Origin of the sequence: Cytobacillus spartinae, assembly GCF_042865285.1 — a bacterium.
GTDB lineage: Bacteria > Bacillota > Bacilli > Bacillales > Cytobacillaceae > Robertmurraya_A > Robertmurraya_A spartinae.
The window spans coordinates 74,366-96,363 of the sequence record NZ_JBIACK010000003.1 but is presented as its reverse complement, the minus strand read 5'-3'; the positions used below and the strand labels follow the sequence as shown (position 1 = coordinate 96,363).

At 36.2% G+C, this 21,998-nt stretch carries 20 protein-coding genes; 10 read left to right on the top strand and 10 right to left on the bottom strand.

The features are described 5' to 3' along the window. Positions 1–4 precede the first annotated feature (4 nt). On the top strand, positions 5–820 hold the full coding sequence (locus ACFYKX_RS08435; RefSeq protein ID WP_389360019.1) for a serine hydrolase: 816 nt from the start codon (positions 5–7) through the stop codon (positions 818–820). Positions 821–871: 51 nt separating this feature from the next. Here the strand turns inward: ACFYKX_RS08435 and ACFYKX_RS08430 are convergent, their stop codons facing one another. Continuing rightward, a complete protein-coding gene (locus ACFYKX_RS08430; protein WP_389360017.1) occupies positions 872–1,159 on the bottom strand; it encodes a YxcD family protein in 288 nt (95 codons plus the stop codon). Then, on the bottom strand, positions 1,147–1,578 hold the full coding sequence (locus ACFYKX_RS08425; protein WP_389360015.1) for a hypothetical protein: 432 nt from the start codon (positions 1,576–1,578) through the stop codon (positions 1,147–1,149). The genes ACFYKX_RS08430 and ACFYKX_RS08425 overlap by 13 nt, the downstream gene beginning before the upstream one ends. A 409-nt stretch (positions 1,579–1,987) precedes the next feature. Between ACFYKX_RS08425 and ACFYKX_RS08420 the strand changes: the two genes are divergently transcribed. From ACFYKX_RS08420 to ACFYKX_RS08400, 5 genes are all read left to right on the top strand, one after another. Then, positions 1,988–3,067 (top strand): diguanylate cyclase, encoded by a 1,080-nt coding sequence (locus tag ACFYKX_RS08420; RefSeq protein WP_389360014.1) that lies wholly within the window; start codon positions 1,988–1,990, stop codon positions 3,065–3,067. A gap of 206 nt (positions 3,068–3,273) precedes the next feature. Further along, the gene (locus ACFYKX_RS08415) at positions 3,274–5,880 is read left to right on the top strand and encodes a putative bifunctional diguanylate cyclase/phosphodiesterase (RefSeq protein WP_389360012.1); all 2,607 of its coding nucleotides are present in this window, start codon (positions 3,274–3,276) and stop codon (positions 5,878–5,880) included. A gap of 320 nt (positions 5,881–6,200) precedes the next feature. Then, positions 6,201–8,786, top strand: coding sequence for a calcium-translocating P-type ATPase, PMCA-type (locus tag ACFYKX_RS08410; RefSeq protein WP_389360530.1), 2,586 nt, complete (start codon positions 6,201–6,203; stop codon positions 8,784–8,786). A 34-nt stretch (positions 8,787–8,820) separates the two neighbouring features. Beyond that, positions 8,821–9,435 (top strand): histidine phosphatase family protein, encoded by a 615-nt coding sequence (locus ACFYKX_RS08405; protein ID WP_389360010.1) that lies wholly within the window; start codon positions 8,821–8,823, stop codon positions 9,433–9,435. Positions 9,436–9,901: 466 nt separating this feature from the next. Next, a complete protein-coding gene (locus ACFYKX_RS08400; protein WP_389360008.1) occupies positions 9,902–10,378 on the top strand; it encodes a GNAT family N-acetyltransferase in 477 nt (158 codons plus the stop codon). A gap of 57 nt (positions 10,379–10,435) precedes the next feature. Here ACFYKX_RS08400 and ACFYKX_RS08395 read toward each other — a convergent pair whose 3' ends face one another. After that, entirely contained in the window at positions 10,436–10,837 is a 402-nt protein-coding gene (locus tag ACFYKX_RS08395; protein ID WP_389360006.1) for a hypothetical protein, read from the bottom strand. Between the two features lie 206 nt (positions 10,838–11,043). On the opposite strand from ACFYKX_RS08395, the gene ACFYKX_RS08390 reads away from it, so the two are divergent. Further along, positions 11,044–12,075, top strand: coding sequence for a VanW family protein (locus tag ACFYKX_RS08390; protein ID WP_389360004.1), 1,032 nt, complete (start codon positions 11,044–11,046; stop codon positions 12,073–12,075). A gap of 50 nt (positions 12,076–12,125) precedes the next feature. Here the strand turns inward: ACFYKX_RS08390 and ACFYKX_RS08385 are convergent, their stop codons facing one another. After that, entirely contained in the window at positions 12,126–13,028 is a 903-nt protein-coding gene (locus ACFYKX_RS08385) for a TetR/AcrR family transcriptional regulator (protein WP_389360002.1), read from the bottom strand. 189 nt (positions 13,029–13,217) lie between these two features. On the opposite strand from ACFYKX_RS08385, the gene ACFYKX_RS08380 reads away from it, so the two are divergent. Continuing rightward, entirely contained in the window at positions 13,218–14,738 is a 1,521-nt protein-coding gene (locus tag ACFYKX_RS08380) for a DHA2 family efflux MFS transporter permease subunit (protein ID WP_389360000.1), read from the top strand. 58 nt (positions 14,739–14,796) lie between these two features. On the opposite strand, the gene ACFYKX_RS08375 is transcribed toward ACFYKX_RS08380, so the two are convergent. The 4 genes from ACFYKX_RS08375 to ACFYKX_RS08360 all read right to left on the bottom strand — a co-directional run bounded on the left by ACFYKX_RS08375 (position 14,797) and on the right by ACFYKX_RS08360 (position 18,258). Further along, positions 14,797–15,996 (bottom strand): MFS transporter, encoded by a 1,200-nt coding sequence (locus tag ACFYKX_RS08375; RefSeq protein WP_389359998.1) that lies wholly within the window; start codon positions 15,994–15,996, stop codon positions 14,797–14,799. Positions 15,997–16,150: 154 nt separating this feature from the next. Further along, on the bottom strand, positions 16,151–16,504 hold the full coding sequence (locus ACFYKX_RS08370; protein WP_389359996.1) for a secondary thiamine-phosphate synthase enzyme YjbQ: 354 nt from the start codon (positions 16,502–16,504) through the stop codon (positions 16,151–16,153). 128 nt (positions 16,505–16,632) lie between these two features. Continuing rightward, positions 16,633–17,700 (bottom strand): DUF4030 domain-containing protein, encoded by a 1,068-nt coding sequence (locus tag ACFYKX_RS08365; protein ID WP_389359994.1) that lies wholly within the window; start codon positions 17,698–17,700, stop codon positions 16,633–16,635. Between the two features lie 27 nt (positions 17,701–17,727). Beyond that, entirely contained in the window at positions 17,728–18,258 is a 531-nt protein-coding gene (locus ACFYKX_RS08360; protein WP_389359992.1) for a sigma-70 family RNA polymerase sigma factor, read from the bottom strand. A gap of 147 nt (positions 18,259–18,405) precedes the next feature. Here ACFYKX_RS08360 and ACFYKX_RS08355 point away from each other — a divergent pair, with 147 nt between their 5' ends. Then, positions 18,406–18,957, top strand: a complete 552-nt coding sequence (locus tag ACFYKX_RS08355) for an HAD-IIIA family hydrolase (RefSeq protein ID WP_389359990.1) — start codon at positions 18,406–18,408, stop codon at positions 18,955–18,957. A 78-nt stretch (positions 18,958–19,035) separates the two neighbouring features. On the opposite strand, the gene ACFYKX_RS08350 is transcribed toward ACFYKX_RS08355, so the two are convergent. Both ACFYKX_RS08350 and ACFYKX_RS08345 read right to left on the bottom strand, forming a co-directional pair. Further along, positions 19,036–19,740, bottom strand: coding sequence for a TerC family protein (locus ACFYKX_RS08350; protein ID WP_389359988.1), 705 nt, complete (start codon positions 19,738–19,740; stop codon positions 19,036–19,038). 321 nt (positions 19,741–20,061) lie between these two features. Then, on the bottom strand, positions 20,062–20,637 hold the full coding sequence (locus tag ACFYKX_RS08345; RefSeq protein WP_389359986.1) for a LysM peptidoglycan-binding domain-containing protein: 576 nt from the start codon (positions 20,635–20,637) through the stop codon (positions 20,062–20,064). Between the two features lie 165 nt (positions 20,638–20,802). On the opposite strand from ACFYKX_RS08345, the gene ACFYKX_RS08340 reads away from it, so the two are divergent. Next, entirely contained in the window at positions 20,803–21,924 is a 1,122-nt protein-coding gene (locus ACFYKX_RS08340; protein ID WP_389359984.1) for an NAD(P)/FAD-dependent oxidoreductase, read from the top strand. Positions 21,925–21,998 lie beyond the last annotated feature (74 nt).

The following is a 21,998-nucleotide window of genomic DNA, read 5'->3' as shown; positions in this document are numbered from 1 at the left end:
GGATTTGAATAAAGTAGAAATGAAAGAAAAAGGTTTGAATCAATTGGAACTACATCAAAGATTATCTGAACAACTAAAACAATGTCCTGGAAGAGTGAGCTTTTATCTTGAGATGAACGGGAATATTTTCGAACATAATAGTGATGATATTTATTCTTCAGCGAGTTTAATAAAAATTCCTATATTAATAGAAGGATACCGCCAACATCAAAATGGCATTATTAATCTTGATCAAATCGTTCATTTACCAGTTGATGAAAAGGTGAGCGGTGCTGGTGTTCTTCAAGCTTTATCAAGTAATCCTAGTTATAGCATTCGCGATTTATTGACGTTAATGATGATTGTTTCTGATAATTTTGCGACTAATATACTCATTGACACTCTGGGAAAAGGATCGATCAATCAATGCATGGATGATTTAGGCTTAAATGGTACTAAGCTAAATCGAAAAATGATGGACTTTGAGTCTCTTCGACAAGGAATAGATAATCTTACTTGTGCTCAGGATATGGCAAAATCCCTAAAGTTTATAAATGAAAGTCCGTTCCTAACTGAAAATAGTAGAAAAGAAATAAAATCAATCCTTGGGTTCCAACAATTTAACCAAAAGCTTCCTGCCTTCATGGACCTTGAGAAAGTTTATGTTGGAAATAAGACTGGAGAACTCCCTGGGGTCAATCATGATTGTGCTATTGTTAGCTATAATGGCAGGCACGCATACATGGCAATGTTAATAGATCAACTACCACTTGAAGAAAATAGCAATTATTTTATGAACAAGATTGGTAAAATGGTATACGATAAACTCGTATCCATGTGAACAGAATAAAGGCTGAGAGAATGAAATAATTTCTCTCAGCCTTTTATCGTATTAGCTAATGATAGCAATAATTCCTTCTTCATCATCTAACACTAACTTAATTCCAGAGAAGGGATCTCTGTTCAGGAATTCGTCCAGCCATAGCCTTAACGCTTCAATTAGATTAGCTGCAATTAAAATTTGTTTTCGACCATCTACATAAGTTTCCGCAGAAAATCCATAATCGTCGTCATACATGAGTTCTACTTCAACGTCTTCTGGTTTAACTTGCTTTTTACGAGAGATATAAACACAAACAGCATTAATAATGTCTTGTTCAGAAATTATTAATTTCTCCATGTGTTAGCTTCCTCTTTTTTCTTCTTCTCTTTAATGATCGTAAAGATTTTACGAACGACTGAAATTAATACGACAATGGCTAGAACATTTACGATAAGCCCCAAGATGGAACCTAGGATTCCCATGTTCGCAAATAAACTACCAAATAATAATCCAGCTAGACCACCTAACATTAACCCCTTCATAAGTCCGCCTGAAAAGAATCCACCTTTTGCTGGAGATGTAGCTTTATTCGATGTAACAGAATTATCTTTTTGGATATTTGAATTGTTTGTAGTATTGGTGCTAGGTTTAAAGCTTTTCTTTCCTGATTTATATCCCTTTGCTTCAACCGTAGTTACATTGTCTTGAAAAACGGTGTTCCCAACTGGTGAGAAGATTAGTGCTGTTGTGAGTATAGCTGCTAATATTTTTTTCATGTTTGCCTCCAATGTGTAGTTTCTAAAATTTAGGCTGTATTAAATGGGAAACAACCCAATTCCCAATAAAAAAACCTCTACCAATCACGGTAAAGGTTATATCAACAAGACTTGTCCCTTTACCAATTGGCAAAGGTCTCGCAAACAACATTACGTTGCCAGTTAGGCCGGTGATGATTTATTCATCACGGAATGACGACATAACTGTTAGCTACTCCCCTTTGGAGTTATTTCAAAAAGCTATAATTATATAATAATGTTTGTTTACATTTTAGTCAATAAATTGATAAAAGACCTACTAGCAAAATACAAATACAATAAGATAGAATAAAAGGGAAAGATTTACATTGGATGTATACAGCTTGTTGTTTTGTGAACAAGCCACACAGATAGAATGGGGTGTGGAATAATGAATATGGTGGTACAGTCAAGTTTATCTAATATAGCCATTATCTTTTTAATGCATTTATGTATCGATATATTTCTCAAGCGTAGCAATCTATCGGAGAACCAATTATGGCTCGGAATGGTATCCTTTATTTCAGCAGCTGTGATTATCATGTTTTATTTGCCAATTAAATTTGGAGGATTTCAGTTTGATTTAAGGCTTATTCCATTAGTTTTCTTAGCGTTTAAATGGGGGCCTAAATATGCTGCTCTTGCTTTATTCGTTACATGTAGTTGGAGATTTGGAATGGGTGGAGAAGGAGCTGTACCTGGTATTATTTTTGGCATGATTTTACCCGTGTTATTCGCACTTGTTATTAGAAGGGTTAAAAATTCAACCCTAAACCCTTTTACTTTGTTTATTTTAATTAGTGTTTCATGGCTCATTTCTGACTTTCCTATTATCTTTCTTGTTCCAGAAGGAGGGAGCGTTTTTAAGGAAATTGGAGTCATGCGGTTTTTCTCGTTTCAGTTAACAGCATTTGTTTTATATTTCTTCATTATTAGCACAGAAAAAGAAATAAGCTTGAAAGAACAACTTCAGTATTATGCAGAACGCGATCCCTTAACGAATTTATTTAACATTCGAACATTCGAAAGAAAAATAAAGTCATTCCCAGAATCTACGAAAGAAATGTTTATCATTATGATTGATATTGATCATTTTAAGGCTATTAATGATAAATATGGGCATCTAAATGGAGACCTAATTATTAAAAGTGTTGCAGATTTGATTGTAGGTCAAACATCTCGCTTTGTTAAGGAGAATTTCATATTAGGTAGATACGGTGGTGAAGAATTTATTCTCTTTATGGAAGCACATTCTCGAAAAGAGATGTTGAATGCAGTTGAATCCATTCGAGAAGAAATAGAACGTACCACTTTCTATACAGAAGACAATAAACCAATAAAGAGTCTTACCGTATCTATTGGCGTCTCAGAATTGTCACAAGGCAATCATCTACATCATGCAATAGAAAAAGCAGATAAATGGCTTTATCATTCTAAAAGAAATGGAAGAAATCAAATTAGTGGTGCCTAATCCTTTCATCTATGTAAGAGGAGGCACCACCTTTTTCCTCATAGTTCCTCTTCTTCTTCTTCACCGTGCTTATCTCCTATGAACCAAATATATCCAAGTTTGTAACGTTATGATATTATTAATATTGTTTATTCCATTAATAAGTTAAAGATAAGTAAAATGTTAATTAGTACAGAATTATTATTTTGATAGATTGGGAGATTAGCATGTTAGGATTGAAGAATTTATCGTTACGATTAGGTAGTGAAATTTTCCTTTTATCAACTTTAATAGGATTAGTTTTGGTGTCTTCAAGCTTTAAACTAGATCTGGCCTATGGAATTACGTTTACCTTTACTAGTGTATTCATACTTTTAATTTTACGATTATTTGGAATACCCTTTGCTATATTATCAGTAATACTAACCTTTTTATTTATCCCTCATAATTTTTTTAGTATAGCATCTGGTGGCATTTATCTTTTAGAAGTAATGTTTGTTGGTGCGTTTTTCTATAAGGGTAGAAAAGCAAAAATGTTCTATGTGGACGCACTATTCTGGATAACAATTGGACTAGCATTAGTATTCCTTTTAAATCAACAAACCTTAACTGGCGAAGCCCTTTATTTTCACATCTGCAAGGAATTCATTAATGCACTCTTTAATGTCCTTGTAGCGGATATGCTTCTGGCATACTTCCCTTTTTATAAGCTACATAAATCGTTAAATAAAAATAGCTTGTCCATTCATCAATTTCTTTCCCATATAACCTTGATATCTGTTTTAATTCCCTTTTTTCTTAGTGTATCGACCCATACTTGGAATACCCATAAGGTGATTGCTGAAGATATCACTAGACAGTCAGAGAATCTAATAAACAGATTTGAAAGAGAGTGGAGAAGAGATAATCAAGCTTCACAAGAAATAAATACTTTAAATGAATTTGTACAGCGGAATGAAACGGAAGAGTACAACATCATTATTACTGATTTAGATGATCATGTTTTAGCCAGAAGTTTAAGTAGTGTTGGTGAAACTAATTCGTATACCCCTCATACTTACCATATAGAAGAGGTTACTAATCACCTTTTTCAAGCTTTGCCGAGAGAACCGTATAACCTGTCTATTCATAAATGGGCAGAAGGTCATTACATATATGCAAGGACTATTGATCAGTTGCCAATAAAGATGACGATTCAATTCCCAATTTCACAATTTCAAGAACATATCTATCATGATTTCTTAGTTCAATTGAGCTTTTCTATCTTTTTTGCAATGGGAATTATGCTTTTGGTGGGAATTGTAAGTCGGATATTTATGAATAATATCAAGCGATTAACGATTGCGACTACAGGTCTACCAAAAAGGTTGGTTAAACTTGAGAACATTGAATGGCCAGAAAGTTATGTAGCGGATTTAAAAGTCCTTACCCAAAACATGGTAAAGATGGCTGATAAGTTGAAAGAGCTTTTTGAAGAAAGTATTGATATGAACAAGAAGTTATCGGAACAAACAGAGCAGCTAAAGAAATCGGAGGATCAACTACATCAATTAGCGTTTTATGATGTGCTGACGAGATTGCCTAACCGCCTTCATTTCCAGAGCTATGTGAGAAACATAATAACGAAAAATGCTACAAAGCATATAGCCATCATCTTCATTGATTTGAATCAATTCAAACAAATAAACGATACACTTGGCCATGATGCAGGGGATTCGCTGCTTCAATTAACTGCAGAAAAACTTAGTCGCTTAAATGAATGCCATCGGGAGGTATTTAGACTTGGTGGAGATGAGTTTGTCATCGTTCACAGTGTAGAAGATAAAAAAGAAATACTAAAGACCATTGATCGTATAATGAAGGAATTTTCAAGGGCTATCATCATCCAAGAACAAAGACTGTATATTACAGCCAGTGTAGGTGTAAGTGTCTACCCTGATGATGGGGAAGATTTAGATACACTCGTCAAATGTGCGGATATCGCGATGTACATCTCAAAAGAAAAAGGTGGGAATGTAGCCCAATTCTTTGATGAGTCGATGAGGAACCAATTCCAAGAAGGTCTGATCATTGAGAACTTCCTACGAAAAGTAGTTGAGAAAGGTGGTTTTGAACTCTTTTATCAACCTAAGTTTCAGCTTGGAAAGGTCTCGAGCGTCGAGGCTTTAATCAGATGGGATGATCCGGAGCTAGGTTTCGTTTCACCTTCTACATTTATTCCTGTCGCAGAAGATATCGGATTAATCCTTAGGATTGATGAATGGTCATTATTACATGCGTGCATACAAAATAAAAAGTGGCAAGAAGAGGGACTTTTTACTGTTCCGATTTCTGTAAATCTTTCCGCAAAACATTTCCAGAGGGATTATTTAGTACCATTAATAAAAAGGGCTTTAGATGAATCTGGCTTGGAACCACAATATTTAAAATTAGAAATTACAGAGAGTGTATTTATCAAGGATCCGGACCATGTTGCTTGTATCATACATCAATTGAGAGATTTGGGAGTAAGAATTTCAATTGATGATTTCGGAAAAGGTTTCTCATCTCTACACCATATCCTGTACCTTCCAATCGATGAGATTAAGATTGACCGTCAGTTTATTCAAGCGATTGACCAGGACGAAAAGAAAGCACTTTTAGTAAAATCTATTATTGAACTTGCACATGGACTTCATTTAAATGTAGTAGCTGAGGGAATAGAAGAAGAGGCTGAAAGAGATGTGTTAGAGAAAATGGGGTGTGATGAGCTTCAAGGCTATTTGTTTAGTCGACCGCTGAAAAAGGATCAAATGGTTGAATTTTTACTATCAAAAGATCGAATGAAGATTTAAGGTAGGTTATTCATGTACTAAAAGAAGAGTAGTTGCAATTAGGTATCGACCTTCAAAAGTTAGAGTGAAAAACTAACTTTTTGGGGTAACTACCTTAGCAAGACTCTTCTTTTTATAGTTTAACATGCTAAGAACTTGTGAATAAGTCTATTAGTATATTACTTTATCTGTAAAAATGTAACAAAGTTTTAATAAAGCCATATAAAATCGTATATGAAAATAACGTATGTATAGGTAAAATGTTTATATACTAGAAAAGTATACCAATTAGACATAGTGAAGCTATTTCTGAAGGAGGGAAATTATTGAGTCATTTTTTTATGAAAACATCTAAAGAAGTATTGGACGAATTAAATGTTACGGATAAAGGGCTCGTTTCAGAGGAAGTTGCTAAACGACGTGAACAATATGGCTTTAATGAATTAGCAGAAGGTAAACGAAAAACAGCTATCCAAGTTTTTTTCGAGCAGTTTAAAGATTTCCTAGTCATTATACTAATAGCAGCTGCAGTAATCTCTGCTTTTTTAGGAAAGTTTGAGAGTACGATCGTCATCTTAGTGGTGATCATTCTAAATGCTATCCTTGGGACCGTTCAGCACCTTAAAGCAGAACAAAGCCTTAATAGCCTAAAGGCTCTCTCTTCACCAACCGCAAAGGTTCTAAGAGATGGTCAAAAGATGGAAGTTCCTTCTAGAGAGCTTGTAGTAGGAGATATTCTTTTTCTTGATGCAGGGGATTTCGTCAGTGCAGATGGAAGAATCATAGAAAACCACAGCCTACAAATTAATGAAAGCTCACTAACGGGTGAATCATTAAGTGTAGAGAAGGATATTTCTCCAATTGCTGCAGAGGATGTACCGATTGGTGATAAGAAGAATATGGTTTTCTCCGGAAGCTTTGTTACATATGGGCGAGGGGTAGTTGTCGTAACGAATACAGGTATGAATACTGAAATTGGAAAGATTGCGAACCTACTAGAGTCTGCTAAAGAAAAAAAGACCCCGCTCCAGGCAAGTCTAGATCAATTTGGAAAAAAGCTCGCTGGTATTATTATTGCCATCGCTATTCTCATTTTTGTTTTAGACATTATTAGAGGGAATGAGATCGCTGACTCGTTTATGTTTGCCGTTGCACTTGCAGTTGCGGCCATTCCAGAAGCACTAAGTTCAATTGTGACGATTGTACTTGCCTTTGGAACTCAAAAAATGGCAAAAGAAAATGCGATTGTTAGGAAGTTGCATGCAGTAGAAAGCTTAGGTAGCATTTCCGTTATTTGTTCCGATAAAACGGGTACACTTACTCAAAATAAGATGACGGTTCAAAAAGTGTTTGTAGATCAACAAGTAATGGAGCACGATCAATTAAATTTAAAGAATCCTATACAAAAAAGAATATTATTAATGTCTTTATTGTGTAATGATTCAGTGACGATTGATAAAAAAGAAATAGGCGATCCTACTGAAATAGCACTTGTTGATTTTGGTGAAGAATATCAATTAGACGAGCTAGTTATTAGAGAAGAATACCCACGTATAGAAGAATTACCTTTCGATTCAGATCGTAAAATGATGAGCACTGTTAATAAATATGAAGGAAAAAATCTGATGGTCACAAAAGGAGCATTAGATGTTCTCTTATCACGAGTTACAAAGATGGAAACGTCAGATGGAATTATCGATTTTACAGAGAAGCATAGACAAGAGATTGAGAAAGTAAATAAAGATTTTTCAATGAGTGGCCTAAGAGTGCTAGGTTTTGCCTACAAAGAAGTGGAAGAAGGAAAGACTATTCACTTTGAAGATGAAACTGATTTAACCTTTGTTGGTCTGACTTCAATGATGGACCCACCGAGGGCAGAATCAGCTGGGGCAGTTGCTTCTTGTATTGAAGCAGGAATTAAACCAGTTATGATTACAGGAGATCATAAAATAACCGCCTCCGCCATTGCTAAACAAATTGGTATATTAAAGGACGAATCTGAGGCAGTAGAAGGATCAGAAATTGAAAAATGGAGCGACAATGAGCTAAAAGAGAAGGTAGCTAATATCTCTGTCTATGCAAGGGTGTCTCCTGAACATAAAATTAGAATCGTAAGAGCTTGGCAGGAAAAAGGAAATGTCGTAGCAATGACTGGTGACGGTGTAAATGATGGACCTGCCCTGAAACAGGCTGATATCGGAATCGCGATGGGGATAACAGGAACAGAGGTAGCAAAGGAAGCTTCATCCATGGTTCTTACAGATGATAATTTTTCAACGATTGTAAAAGCTATTTCGAACGGTAGAAGCATCTACGCTAATATTCAAAACTCGATTAAGTTTTTATTAGCGGGAAATATGGGGGGAGTTCTATCTGTCCTTTATGCTTCCTTTTTAGCGTTGCCCGTTCCGTTCGCAGCAGTCCACCTGTTATTTATTAACCTTTTAACAGATAGTTTACCGGCTATTGCGATCGGTCTTGAACCACACAACAAAAAGATTATGAAGGAAAAACCAAGAGATATAAAAACACCACTTTTGAACAAGTCCTTTGCTAGACGAGTAACGATTGAAGGGATTATTATTGCTATCTCAACCTTAATTGCTTTTCACATTGGACTATCTTCGGGAGATTCGATGGTGGCTAGTACGATGGCCTTTTCGACACTATGCTTAGCGAGGTTATTCCACGGGTTTAACTCTAGAAGTAACCAATCGTTGTTTAAAATCGGATTCTTCTCAAATAAGTATTTATGGTTTGCAGTCATTATTGGAGTCGTACTGTTACACTTAGTCTTACTTTTACCACCGCTGATGGGGGTATTTGAAATTGCGAGTCTAAATGCTACACAATTCGGTACTATTTATGTTTTAGCTTTAGTTCCAATTGTTGTTATTCAATTATACAGAACTGTTTTTGGAAAATAATCGATAGAAGTGTAAGAAAAGAGGTACATGAACATTGGAATTATTAGTCATAAGACATGGGCAGTCTGAAGCAGATTTGTTAGGAGTACATGAAGGTAGGGCAGACTATCCTTTAACGGCTTTAGGAGAGCGTCAGGCTTTTAAAATGGCGGAATATATTTACAAACATTTTCCGCCAGATGTCATTTTAACAAGCCCTTTGATTCGAGCACGCAGAACAGCATTCATTTTACAAGACATCGTCGGATGTGAGTGCGTTGAAGAACAGGATCTTATGGAGTATAACAACGGAATACTTGCGGGATTAAAGAAAGATGAAGCCCTGGTAAAGTTTCCAATACCTAAAGGCGGAAGACCAGCGCATATACCTATTCAGGATGGAGAATCAGAGTTACAGTTCCGTTATCGGGCAGAAGCTGTTTTTAGTAAAATTGTAACTGAGTATAGTGGTTTGAATAGAGTCGCCATTGTGTCGCATGGAGGGCTCATTTCAAACTTCATAAAAGCATTCTTAAAACAACCGATTAATTCTGAATTTGTCTTTCCAACAGGAGATACAGGATTTCACCTCCTACAGATTAAAGATAATAGTCGGGTCGTAAGGTTTATGAACAGGCAGGAGCATTTAGGGGAGAGGGATTTGGGTTAGGTGTTGTAGAAATTCTTAAGTGACTTTCTCGTTAATGGTTTTGAAGGCCGATTTATATATATTCTTGATATAAGAGATGTTCTCCATGCAAGTTATGGAGGACATCTTTTTACTTATAGATGGGCTGTGTGCTTTCATCGTGGTTATAAAAGACAATTTTAATGTGATTTTTAGTAGGGTGTGTCCTTCATCATCGTTATGAAAGACAATTCGAACGTGATCTTAGTAAAGTTTGTCCTTCATCGAAGCCGTGAAAGACAATTATTAAGCTGAGAAGCAAATTTTGTCTTTCATCCTCGATTTGAAGGATATTCCTATATGTAAATAGCCAAGCTTTGACCTTCATCCATACTATAAAGCAATTTTACAACATATAAGGTCGAGGCCTTCAAACATATCTCCAATTATTCCCTTTTGTAGTTTATTATAAATACAATACATATTCGTTAACATGGGGGAATGAAAGTTGAATATAACGATTGATGTTGCTAAGCCGGAAGATTTTGATGCTGTAAATAGTATTGTTAAAGAAGGACAAGACTTGCACGCTGAAGCATTACCGTACATTTTTAGAAAAGTGGATCCGGTCATGCCAAGGAGTTATTTTAAAGAGTTATTGGAGAGTCAAGATGCCGAAATCTTTGTTGCGAAAATAAATCATGAAATAGTAGGTTTTGCCATTATGGATATTAAGGTTTCCCCTCCGTTTGACTCCATGACTCCCAGAAAATATGCTTATATGAGTGATTTTGGAGTAAGTAGCAATGTGCAAAAGACTGGGATAGGTTCGGCCCTTTTTGACGCTTGTGTAGAATGGTCTAAAACAGTAGGTGCGTCAGATTTAGAACTAAATGTATGGGAATTTAATGAGAAGGCAATCTCCTTTTACGAAAAGAAGGGAATGAAAAACCTCAGTCGAAAAATGAATTTAGTCTTAAAATAACTTCATCTGGACCCACGAAATGCACTACTCAAGCTCACAGTAGTGCATTTTTTCTATTTAACCTTCTACTAAAGCCAAATAATACTTTGTTTTCCCGTCATGTTCAACAATCAAAATCCCTTGTTCTTTTGTTGAATAGATCTTAGTCCCCAAAGGTAATTGATTTGCCATCCCGTTTTTAAAGGATTTTGGATCGTCTTCAAAAATACTCGTAATTTCTCCTACTAACTCATTTTTCGTTAATTGAAGGTCATCAACCCAGGTAATACCCGTTTGATAAATTAACCCATCCCATTGAAAAATATCAGCATTTTCATTAAGTCTTAATGTTTCTTCTGCATCTGGATTCTTCGTAGTTACAGTTTTCGTTTTAGGTTCTACCTGTGACTCAGAATTAGACTGAACACAACCATATAAATAAAAAGTACTTAGTATTAAAATAACGAAAAGCTTTCTCATCTTACACCTCCACTATATTAGTCGTAGACAACGAAAGTTTTGTTACCTGTATTTAACAAAAAAATAACTTGTTTAAAATAAAAATGGCGTAATATGGAAATCCCCATCCGAATACAATCTAGGTATGTGATTCACACCTTTTAGAGGTGAGATCAATAATATATAAAGGTTGTTTTAAAAGATTATATAGAAAAGATGGGGGAAAAATGGGGAAACTGAAATGGATCTTTTTTTCACTTTCAATGGTTTGTTTATTGGCATTAACCGGTTGTGCAGAGGATGAGGAAAAAGTAGAGCAGTTAGAAAAGCTGGAAAAGCTTGAGGAGAAGGTGGCTGACTTAGAGAAACAGATCGATACGTATCAACAGAAGGAAGAACAATGGAATAAAGAGAGGGCAGAACTCAAAAAGGAAGCAGAAAAACCAGCTGTTGTTAATGTGTTTGATCCTATTACCAATGAATTGGTAAGGACTTTTATGCCGGCTGAATTAGGTTTTTTAGCCGATAGTGAGAAATATAAACAGGAGATAACGAATTGGGCAAGGGAACTAGCTCGAGGGACCCAAACAGAGTCTGGATATGACCAACGAATGGTCCTAGATAAGATTGGCGCTGATGGTAAGGTCATAAAAGGAAACCCTGAAGTAATCTTGGAAGAGGCAGAATTAGTTGAGCAGATTATGACTGCTTCGTTAAAAGGTGGGGATGTAAAACTGCCTCTTTATGTAAAAGAGAGCGGTTATAAGCAAGAAGAAGTCCCACAATTAAATGAAGTGGTGGTAGCCTCGTATACAACCTACTTTAATAGTGGAGTGGCTGGTAGAACAAAGAATATCGAGTTATCTGCGGAAGCAATCAACAATGTTATTCTTGGAGTTGGAGATGCCTTTTCTTTTAATACAACGGTGGGGCCAAGCGATGCAGCACATGGGTATCAACCAGCAGAAGAAATTGTAAATAAAAAACTTGTCATGGGAATCGGTGGAGGCATTTGTCAAACATCATCCACTTTATATAATGCCATTGATAAGCTGGGCGTATCCTACATTGAACATCACAACCATTCCTTATCAGTTGGGTATGTCCCTGAAGGTAGAGATGCGACTGTTTCATATGGGGGACTTGACTTTAGATTTGAAAATACAACGGGAGTTCCTTTACTAATCAAAGCTTATACCAAAAATGGTTCTCTTACAGTTGAAATTAGAACTTCACAGGCTAATCAAGGATTGTTATAGAATCCATATAATATAAAAACTGAGCCAAATTAGGCTCAGTTTTTTGTTCTTTATGCTTCAACAGACTTCTCCAGTTGACCAAAATACTCAGTGATGAGTTGTTCAAGATTAGAGACTTCATTTTGATTTAAACTCTGTTCCTTTTTTAATGAAGAAATTGCACTTTCAATTAGGAACTTACGAGGTTTCTTTGCATGAAACACTTCATCATTTATGAAGTCTAATAACTCAATAAATCTGTCCTGTTCTTCGTTTTGCATAAAGGATTTTTTTAACGTAATAATAGTATCATTCATTTTTTGATGAAAATGCTGATCCGCTTTAATGCAATCTGACAACCAGTTGTAAAGTGCATCTGGCTGTAGTAACTGTTCACGTGAAGCTGACACATCACTAACGATGGTAACAACTCGATTGACGCTGTATTGAACAACTTGATAGATATCAACTTTCGAATCATATGCCATCGAATAATATTTTATATTATGATGAAGAATCCCCATAAACATTACAGCACAGTCTAGTAAGTATGGTTTTTTATCTTCACCGAAGATATCAATGAACCGACTGTATAACCAACGAATCATTCTGAGTTGACCATTTTTTATGAACTGCTTAAGGTCTTCATCATTCGAAACAAGTACTTCTTCAAAAAGAGTTACTAACTTATTTCTACGATTGCTTTGAAGCTGCAATTCAATTTGCTTAACAAAAATATTTATATCAGAAGGTTGCTGACCAATAAGTAACTCATTTCGTTGTTTTTCCATTTGTCTGTAGATGGTCTTAAAAAGGTCAATGAATAACTCATTTTTTGATGAAAAGTAATTGTAAAACGTTCCCTTTGAAATTCCACTATAGTCTAAAATATCTTGAATGGACGTTGCCTGAAACCCTTTATCGATAAATAATTGATGTGACATTTTTATTACATGCTGTTTCCTATCGTTCATTTCATCACCTATCATTTAAGTTGAACTACCTGTATAAAAATTATATTACATGATTTCCTCACATTATACAAACCCCGAAAATAAGGGATATTTTTTTAATTGCATAAATTGAACTGTTGGTATATTATATTGTCTATGTGGAATATAGGTATAAAAATATGAACCAACAGTATACAGGGGGAAACAACAATGGATAAGTCTATAAAACAGACTGATCGTCCACCATACGGCATTATTGCTGTGTTGATGATTGGTGCTTTTATTGCGTTCTTAAATAATACATTATTAAATATTGCATTACCTTCCATTATGGAAGATTTAAATATTGAAGCTGCGACAGTTCAATGGCTAACAACAGGGTTTATGCTTGTAAATGGTATTTTAATTCCTACCACTGCCTACTTAATTCAAAAGTACTCTGTTCGCAAACTGTTCTTAGCGGCCATGATTTTATTTACATTGGGTACAGTAATTGCAGGTGCAGCTCATATCTTCCCAATTCTTTTAGCAGGAAGAATGCTGCAGGCAGCTGGATCAGCGATTATGATGCCTCTTTTAATGAACGTAATGTTAGTTAGCTTTCCAATTGAGAAGCGTGGAACAGCAATGGGTATTTTCGGACTAATCTTAATGGCTGCACCAGCTATTGGTCCAACTTTGTCTGGATGGATTATTGAACACTACTATTGGAGAATGCTTTTCCACTTTGTTACGCCAATTGCTTTTGCAGTTTTATTAATCGGATTCTTTTTACTAAAAGATAAAAAGGAAAAAGTGGATCTTCGACTGGATATATTTTCACTTGTATTGTCTAGTGTAGGGTTCGGTGGGATTTTGTACGGATTCAGTTCTGCTGGGAGTAAGGGATGGGATAGTCCTCATGTTTACTTAACAGCTGTAATTGGCTTTATTTCTTTAATATGGTTTATTCTACGTCAACTAAAACAAGAAAAACCAATGCTTAACTTCACGATCTATAAGTACCCAATGTTTGCTTTATCATCAGCGATTACGATGTTTATGAATATGGCGATGTTCTCAGGAATGCTATTAATTCCGATTTATGTTCAAACCATCCGAGGGATTTCTCCTTTTGATGCGGGGTTAATGATGCTTCCTGGAGCATTAGCTATGGCCATTATGTCTCCGATTACGGGGAAACTATTCGATAAGTTCGGTGGACGATTATTAGCCATCGTTGGTTTAACCATTACAACGGCAACCACTTATATTTTCAGTACGTTAACACAAGAAACCACTTATAATTTCATTATGATTTTGCATGCTGTGAGAATGTTCGGGATGTCTATGGTTATGATGCCGGTATCTACAAATGGCTTAAACCAATTACCAACAAGATTTTATCCACACGGTACAGCCATGAATAATACGTTAAACCAGGTTGCAGGAGCAATTGGTACTGCTTTATTAGTTACAGTGATGTCCAATCGAACTGAATCCCAAGCTACTATATTGGGAGAAGAGGCAATGAAAGGTTTAACAGGCCAACCTACTGAGGCAGCAATGGCCCAAATGCAGCAAGAGATTATGATGAAAGCGATGTTAGACGGAATTAATTATTCTTTCTTTGTCGCTACATTCATATCTTGTGTAGCACTAGCACTAGCATTCTTTATCAAGAGAGCGAAGCAAGAGGAAGAACTACCTACAGGAAATCAAGTAGCACCGAAAGTTGCAGCAGAATCATAATAGTAAAAAAGAAGAACCCCTAGGCTTAAGTTGCCTAGGGGTTCTCTTGTAGTTTTATCTAACTTTGTGCCTTTAACCGATTCTTTCCTAGAGTTGTATAGTAGAGGACAATGGATATAGACACAGATGCTGCAGCTGTCATGTAGATGCTACTATACCCAAACCAATAGCCAATTTGCCCAAATACTATTGCACCAACACCAACCCCAAGATCAAAGAAAGAAAAGAAAGTCGCGTTTGCCATTCCTCTACGATTCATGGAAGCAGATTGGACGGACCATGCTTGTAAGGCTGGTTGAACAGAACCAAAGCCGAGACCGTATAAGACTGCTGCTATGTATAAAACGAAGCTGTTTGGAATCCAGGCTAGAAGGATCATAGCTATAAAAATACATATTGCTCCAAAAGGAAAAACCACTTTATGTCCTTTTTGATCATACATCTTACCAGCGAACGGCCTTGAAGCCATTAAGCTAATAGCGAATAAAAAGAAATACCACTCTATTCCTTCGATTCCTTTTTGCGCTGTAAATAGGGGCAAAAAGGAAGCAATCCCACCAAAGGTTACGGTAATAAAAAATAACAGAATAGAAGGAGGGAGGGCTGATTTCTCATAAATGTCCCATTTCTTTTTTTGTGTTGTTTCTTTTTTCTCAGTCTTTTGGAAACGTATCCTTGATGATAAAAACAATGCCATTAATCCTAATGCTGCACAAATGATAAATAATTGTGTGAACGAAATATACCCAGTTAGAGCTAGCCCAAGTGATGGACCAAATGCTAAAGCCAATGTTCCTGACAAGCCATAATATCCCATGCCTTCACCTCTTCTTGAAGGCGGAATTAAATCTGTTGCAATAGTTCCAGAAGCTGTCGTGGAAAGTCCCCAACCTACTCCTTGGACAATCCTCATCATAAATAGAAAGACCAGACTTGCTGCTACCCCAAATGAGCCAACTGAAATAACAAATATTCCGAGCCCGAGTAAATAGATAAATTTTCTCCCTCTGGATTCTAGCGCGTGGCCAGCATATGGTCTTATCAATAATGCAGAAAACGTAAAGATCCCGACAACCACACCTATTAATTGATCATTGCCTCCTAATTGTTCGACAAAAAGAGGAATTGTTGGCAGTGTCATCTGGAATCCTAAGAAAATAAAAAAGTTAGACAAACAGATCAGGACAAAATCCCGTGTCCATATTCTTTCTTTATTCGCATTAAATTGAGGTGCTTCTTTTACTAATGGTGCACTCATTTTAAAATCCCCTCTTTTTTTGGCTAAAACCTGTCTAATTATTTCGGTTTTCTAAATAATATATGTTCTTATTTTACAAAAAATTGAAGTGGATTCCAATTATTATGCTTCAGCAAAACAAAAACCCCACTTGTAGTGAGGTAGGAGTTAAAACCTATGTAAGTTTCACATAAAAGCTACGAGTTCGAGGACCATCAAATTCACAGAAATACACTCCCTGCCAGGTCCCTAGCAATAATCTACCGTCTGTAACAATTATATGTTGGGATGCCCCGACCGTACTTGCTTTCATATGTGCAGCTGTATTTCCTTCCATATGTCGATCTAGTTCATGATCCCAAGGGTATACCTCGTCAAACCTTCTTAGCATGTCTCGCTTTACATCTGGATCAGCATTTTCATTGATGGTGATTCCAGCGGTTGTGTGAGGACAGTATACAATGACTGCACCACTCTTTATTTGATACTCAGAAACAAAATCTTGAACCTGTTGGGTCACTTCGATCATTTGGTCACGATTTATGGTATGTAATGTGAATTTTTTTTAGCAAACGAAATACCTCCTTTTTTAGTCATTATAAGATATAACCGTATTAAAAAAACAAGCACACTGGTCGATGTGCTTGTCACCGTAGTCTAATTTATTCTCTTCTTATCCTTACTATAAATCTTTACCTCATAAGGATCGTTACGTATGTCTTTATTTTTCTCATCATTTTGTATGAATTCATGAATCTCCTCTTCAATTCGTTCGACCAACTCTTTCGCTTCTGGGTCTGAAGCTTTTACAGATGTCTTGATTTTAATTTGTAGCGGAAGGGGATGGAAGGAGTATGAGAACCCCGTTACTTTAAAGCTCTCGTTCTGCATTAGTCCTGAGCTAATAATATGAATAACCCCAGTTTTATCCCATCTTTCCTCTTGAGCGCGAGCTTCCATATCGATTCTTCGAATGTCTAGCTTAAAATCATCTCCATATTCTTTGGATGTCGTTAGTAACAATTCTTCTAACTCATCGATTCTTTTTTCTGTTTTTGGTATCGCAACAAAGATATAGTTTTCAATACTATTAATTCTTACTTCCATTGGGAAGGCCATAACGTAATTTTCTTTCTCTAATAATTTGCTAAGCTTACTTTGTAGTTCCTCGGTATCTTTGATATTTTTCTTATCTTCTTCTGTATATTCATATGGTACTTGAACAGGTCCATCATATTTTTTTACAGCAATATTAAATTTCCCAAAATTATTAGCAACTAAGGCTTCATTAATATTATGAATCACTTCGTCTTCCAGTTGCTTAATCTCTCTCTTAGTTCCAACAATCTCAAGCGTAATTTCTCTTTTATTAACCGAAGTTTCTAAATCACGGACTTTGTATTTATGATCATTTATTACATTGGTTATGACTACATCTACCGCATATTTGTATTCCTCCTGTTTGATGAAAAGGCTAAAGTAAGGAATTTTTGCAGTGACCTTTGCCATTGCAGGTGAAAAATAGGAGGCGCCTATAAATAGAGCAAATAATGCAATTGCAGCAATACTTGAATAAGCTATTTTCTTTCTACGAAAAAAGGAGTGTGTCTTAATCCCTTTTTGTTCAGAAACTTCATTTCGAACAGCGTTTAAAACGTTCTCTTTATTTTTCTCTTTAAAATGAAGGCTGTTAATTTTTTCAGGATATTTAAGTTTATCTTTCATAAAGAAGGTCCTCCTCAAAAGTCAATTTTAATGAATGTCTGCTCGATGAAGCCTCGTCTTAACTGTATTTAAATTAAGGCCCAGCAGTTCAGATATGTCATTGACTGAAAGATCTTCATAGTAATGAAGAATAATGATCTCCCTAAATTTAACCGGGAGAGTTAATACCTTTTCAAATAGATCTTCTTTCTCTTCCAAATATATAAAGGCTGAATCTGCTGAAGGAGTAGTACTCATTAAAAATGAACTTATGATGTCCTTGTATTGGATATTTTTAAAAGACCAGCTTTTTAAGTAATCCTTGCACTTATTGACTGTAATTCGATACAACCATGTTTTATAAGTAGATCTATTCTGAAATCGATTCAAATTTTGATAACAACTGATGAAAACTTCTTGGGATATATCTTCTGCTAGTTGCTGCTGTTTAACGTACGTATAAGCTAGTCGTATGACCATATCCCCATATTCCTCCATTAGCCAAACGAGCTGTTCCTCCTTTGGTAAAAGAGTTACTTTGTTTGAAGATGAATAATCTTTACTCTTTTCTATATACATTCAATTCCCTCCATTCCAAACGTTAGACGATTACGTATGGAATATGGTTCCATTAATAGTTAAATTAAGTTTCGCACTTTATTTTAAACATAGAAAGGGGGATTTTTTTAGAGAATCTAGAATAAACGTAGTTATGAGGTGGAAAGTATGGTGAATTCTATTCAAGCAGTATTTATAGACCGTGATGGAACAATCGGTGGCAATGAAGAGGTCATTCTTCCAGGTGAGTTTCAGATTTTCTCATTTACTAAGGCATCTATTAATCAATTAAAAGGTGCCGGAAAGCTTGTTTTCTCGTTTACCAATCAACCTGTCATATCGAAAGGAGAAGCTAAAAGGGAGGACTTTGAAAGAGAATTAGTAGCGTTTGGTTTTGATGGCGTGTACCTTTGCCCTCACCAGCATCATGAGGGGTGCGCCTGTAGAAAACCATCTGCAGGAATGTTAGAGAAAGCTGCTAGAGAATATAAGTTAGACTTGAGGAACTGCGTCGTAATAGGGGATAGGTGGACTGATTTACTTGCTGCCAATGAAGCCGGTTGTTTGAAAGTATTAGTCAAGACCGGAGTAGGAACAGTAACATATGAAAGATACAGGAATGATGAATATTACGGAAAATGGAGCGAGATTGCCCCCGACTTTGTGGCGGAGAACTTGGAAGAGGCTGTTGATTGGGTATTAAGGATAAGTGATAGCTAGTTTAGTTTTACTGTAGCTAAAAAAAAGGGCTGTTAAAGTGTAAAAAAAGTGCTTAGATGACTAAGCACTTTTAAAACTTTACTGAGCTTGTTGCTGTTGAGTTTCTTCATGAACCACCGCAGATTTTTTATTTGATAGATATCCAACTAGTAATACAGCAATTGTTAACACAGATATAATCAAATAAGTAATTGGTCCATGTGAGATGCCTAGAAGGTGTAATAATTTTTCTTCACCCATAATCATTTCACCGGCAGTAAAAGCTAGAATCCCTGATCCAACATATCCAATCCAACGATATTTCTCTAGCATTCTTACAATAAACTTTGAACCGAAAATCATGATAGGAATACTAATAAATACTCCAAGTGCAATCATCCCGATATGACCGTGAGCAGCACCTGCTACAGCAACAACGTTATCAAGGCTCATAACTGCATCAGCAAGAACGATTGTCCAAATCGCTTGCTTTAATCCACTATGAGACTCAATATTTGTTTCCTCTTCACCCTGGACAAGTACCTTATATGCAATCCATAATAGTAAAACGCCACCTATTAGCGTTACAAAAGGTATTTTTAACAAATAAACAATAATCATTGCAAAGAAAATACGTAAAAAGACAGCTCCAGCAGTTCCCCAAAGAATCGCTTTGTGTTGAAGATCCTTCGGTAGATTTCTCGTTGCCATCGCAATAACAATGGCGTTGTCCCCTGAAAGGATAATATCAATCGCAATGATTTTTAATAGAGCAATCAATGCGCCAGATGATAATAAATCCATATAAGTCCGTTCCTCCTAATATTAAAACAATATGATTCTAGCTAATCTATATTAACATAAATTGTTAATACTTGATATATTTCGAGATTCTAAATGAAAGTTTTTTTTACATAGGCTGTTTTCGAATAAATTGCGGCTATTCGTATAGTGTCTTCAACACGGATTCTAAGCTGCTCCGTGACTTTTTTTCTTCCCGAAATAAAGAAAACAGCACCATAATCCGTTTAAAAGCAGTTTAAAGTACTTAAATAGCAACAAAGTTTACGAAAGAAGCCTTTACATGAAAAAATCCTGTATCAAAGATACAGGATTTTAATAGAATTACTCTAGTGGAATAACAATCTCTGAGCCAATGGTTAATGAGTAAATATCTACATTTGGATTAGCTTCTATTAAATCGTTCACCGTTACACCATCATAGACACTAGCTATATTGTAAAAAGTATTTCCAGGTTGTACGGTATGATACACAACATTAGGGTCGTTAGTAGATTCTCTAGTATAGTCCACCACTACGATTTCATCACCAACTACCAATGCGTAAGGGTCAATATCTGGATTTAATGCATATAAATCATCTACTGAAACTCCCTCATAAATTGCCGCAATATCATTTAGTGTATTTCCAGGCTGAATAACGTGCCTAACTACATTCTCATTATCATTATTTTTGCTTTCACTAATTTGAATTTCAGTACCAGCTGGTATAGCACGAGGATCTAAGTCACTATTCATAGACATTAATTCATCTACTGTGACATTATGTTCTTGAGCAATACCCCAGAGCGTGTCGCCAGATTCAATCGTTACTGTCTCGGCATTGGCAGAAAAGCTACTTGCTCCAAAAACCATTCCAAGTGCTAGAGTAGGTGCTAAAAGTTTTGTTGCTTTTTTCATCTTAACTCCTCCTTGTAATTGTAACGTTCTATTATTTGTATACCTTTTAATAGACTTGTTAAACATTTTAGAAAAGAATTTTATACATTTCTCTTAGTAGAGTTTTTCTTTCCTTATAAGTTTGTGTAGACTTAACATGAATAGAAAAAGAAATAGGTGTTATGAATGAAACATATGATTGTAGTTGGAGCAGGAATTCTAGGTGCGTCTACTGCGTACCATCTAGCGAAGTCTGGAGTTCGTGTAACTCTTGTTGACCGCCAAGATCGTGGACAGGCTACAGATGCCGCAGCCGGGATTGTTTGTCCATGGATTTCACAGCGACGTAACAAAGCGTGGTACGAATTAGTAAAAGGTGGAGCAAGATACTATCCAGTATTAATAAAGCAGTTAGAAGAAGACGGTGAAACGGAAACTGGTTATAGGCGAGTGGGGGCAATAAGTCTTCTTACCGATACAGACAAATTAGAGAAAATGGCGGAACGAGCCATAAAAAGACGTGAAGACGCACCTGAAATTGGAGAGGTTAAAATACTTACCCCGATGGAAACGAAAGAGCTATTTCCGCCATTATCAGAGGAGTTTGGCTCTGTTTACGTGAGTGGGGGTGCCCGGGTAAATGGAAGATCTCTTCGCGATGCCCTTGTTCGATCGGCAATCAAGCATGGAGCAACCTTCATTCAGGGGGATGCAAATCTCTTGCTTGAGGGAAAAAATGTAATCGGTGTTTCAGTAAATGACCGGAAGTTTGTAGCAGAAAAGGTTCTTGTTACGGGCGGTGCATGGTCCAAAGAACTATTGGAGCCGTTAGGAGTTCACTTTAAGGTGAATCCACAAAAAGCACAAATTATTCACCTTGAAATAGAAAAGATGGATACGAGCAAGTGGCCAGTTGTCATGCCTCCTAATAATCAATATATCCTTGCGTTTGATGAGGGAAGAGTGGTAGTAGGTTCAACGCATGAGGATGAAAAGGGGTTTGACACTAGAGTTACAGCAGGAGGAGTCAGTGGGATTTTAAGTAAAGCGTTAGAGGTTGCACCAGGATTATCTGATAGTACCCTACTTGAAACAAGAGTAGGATTCCGACCGTTTACGCCGGGCTTTTTACCTGTAATCGGAGCTGTTCCAGAGGTAGAAAATCTGCTAGTAGCAAATGGTCTAGGTGCTTCCGGGTTAACAAGTGGTCCTTATCTTGGTTCGGAATTTGCAAAACTCTCGTTGGGTTTAGATACAGAACTAGATCTAAGTCTATATGATGTCAAAGGTGCTATGGGCAACGATTGACCAAGTCTCTTCGTATAGAAGGGGCTTTTTTTCGAATGAGGTTAGTTGTCTGAAAAGTTAGAATAATTTATAAT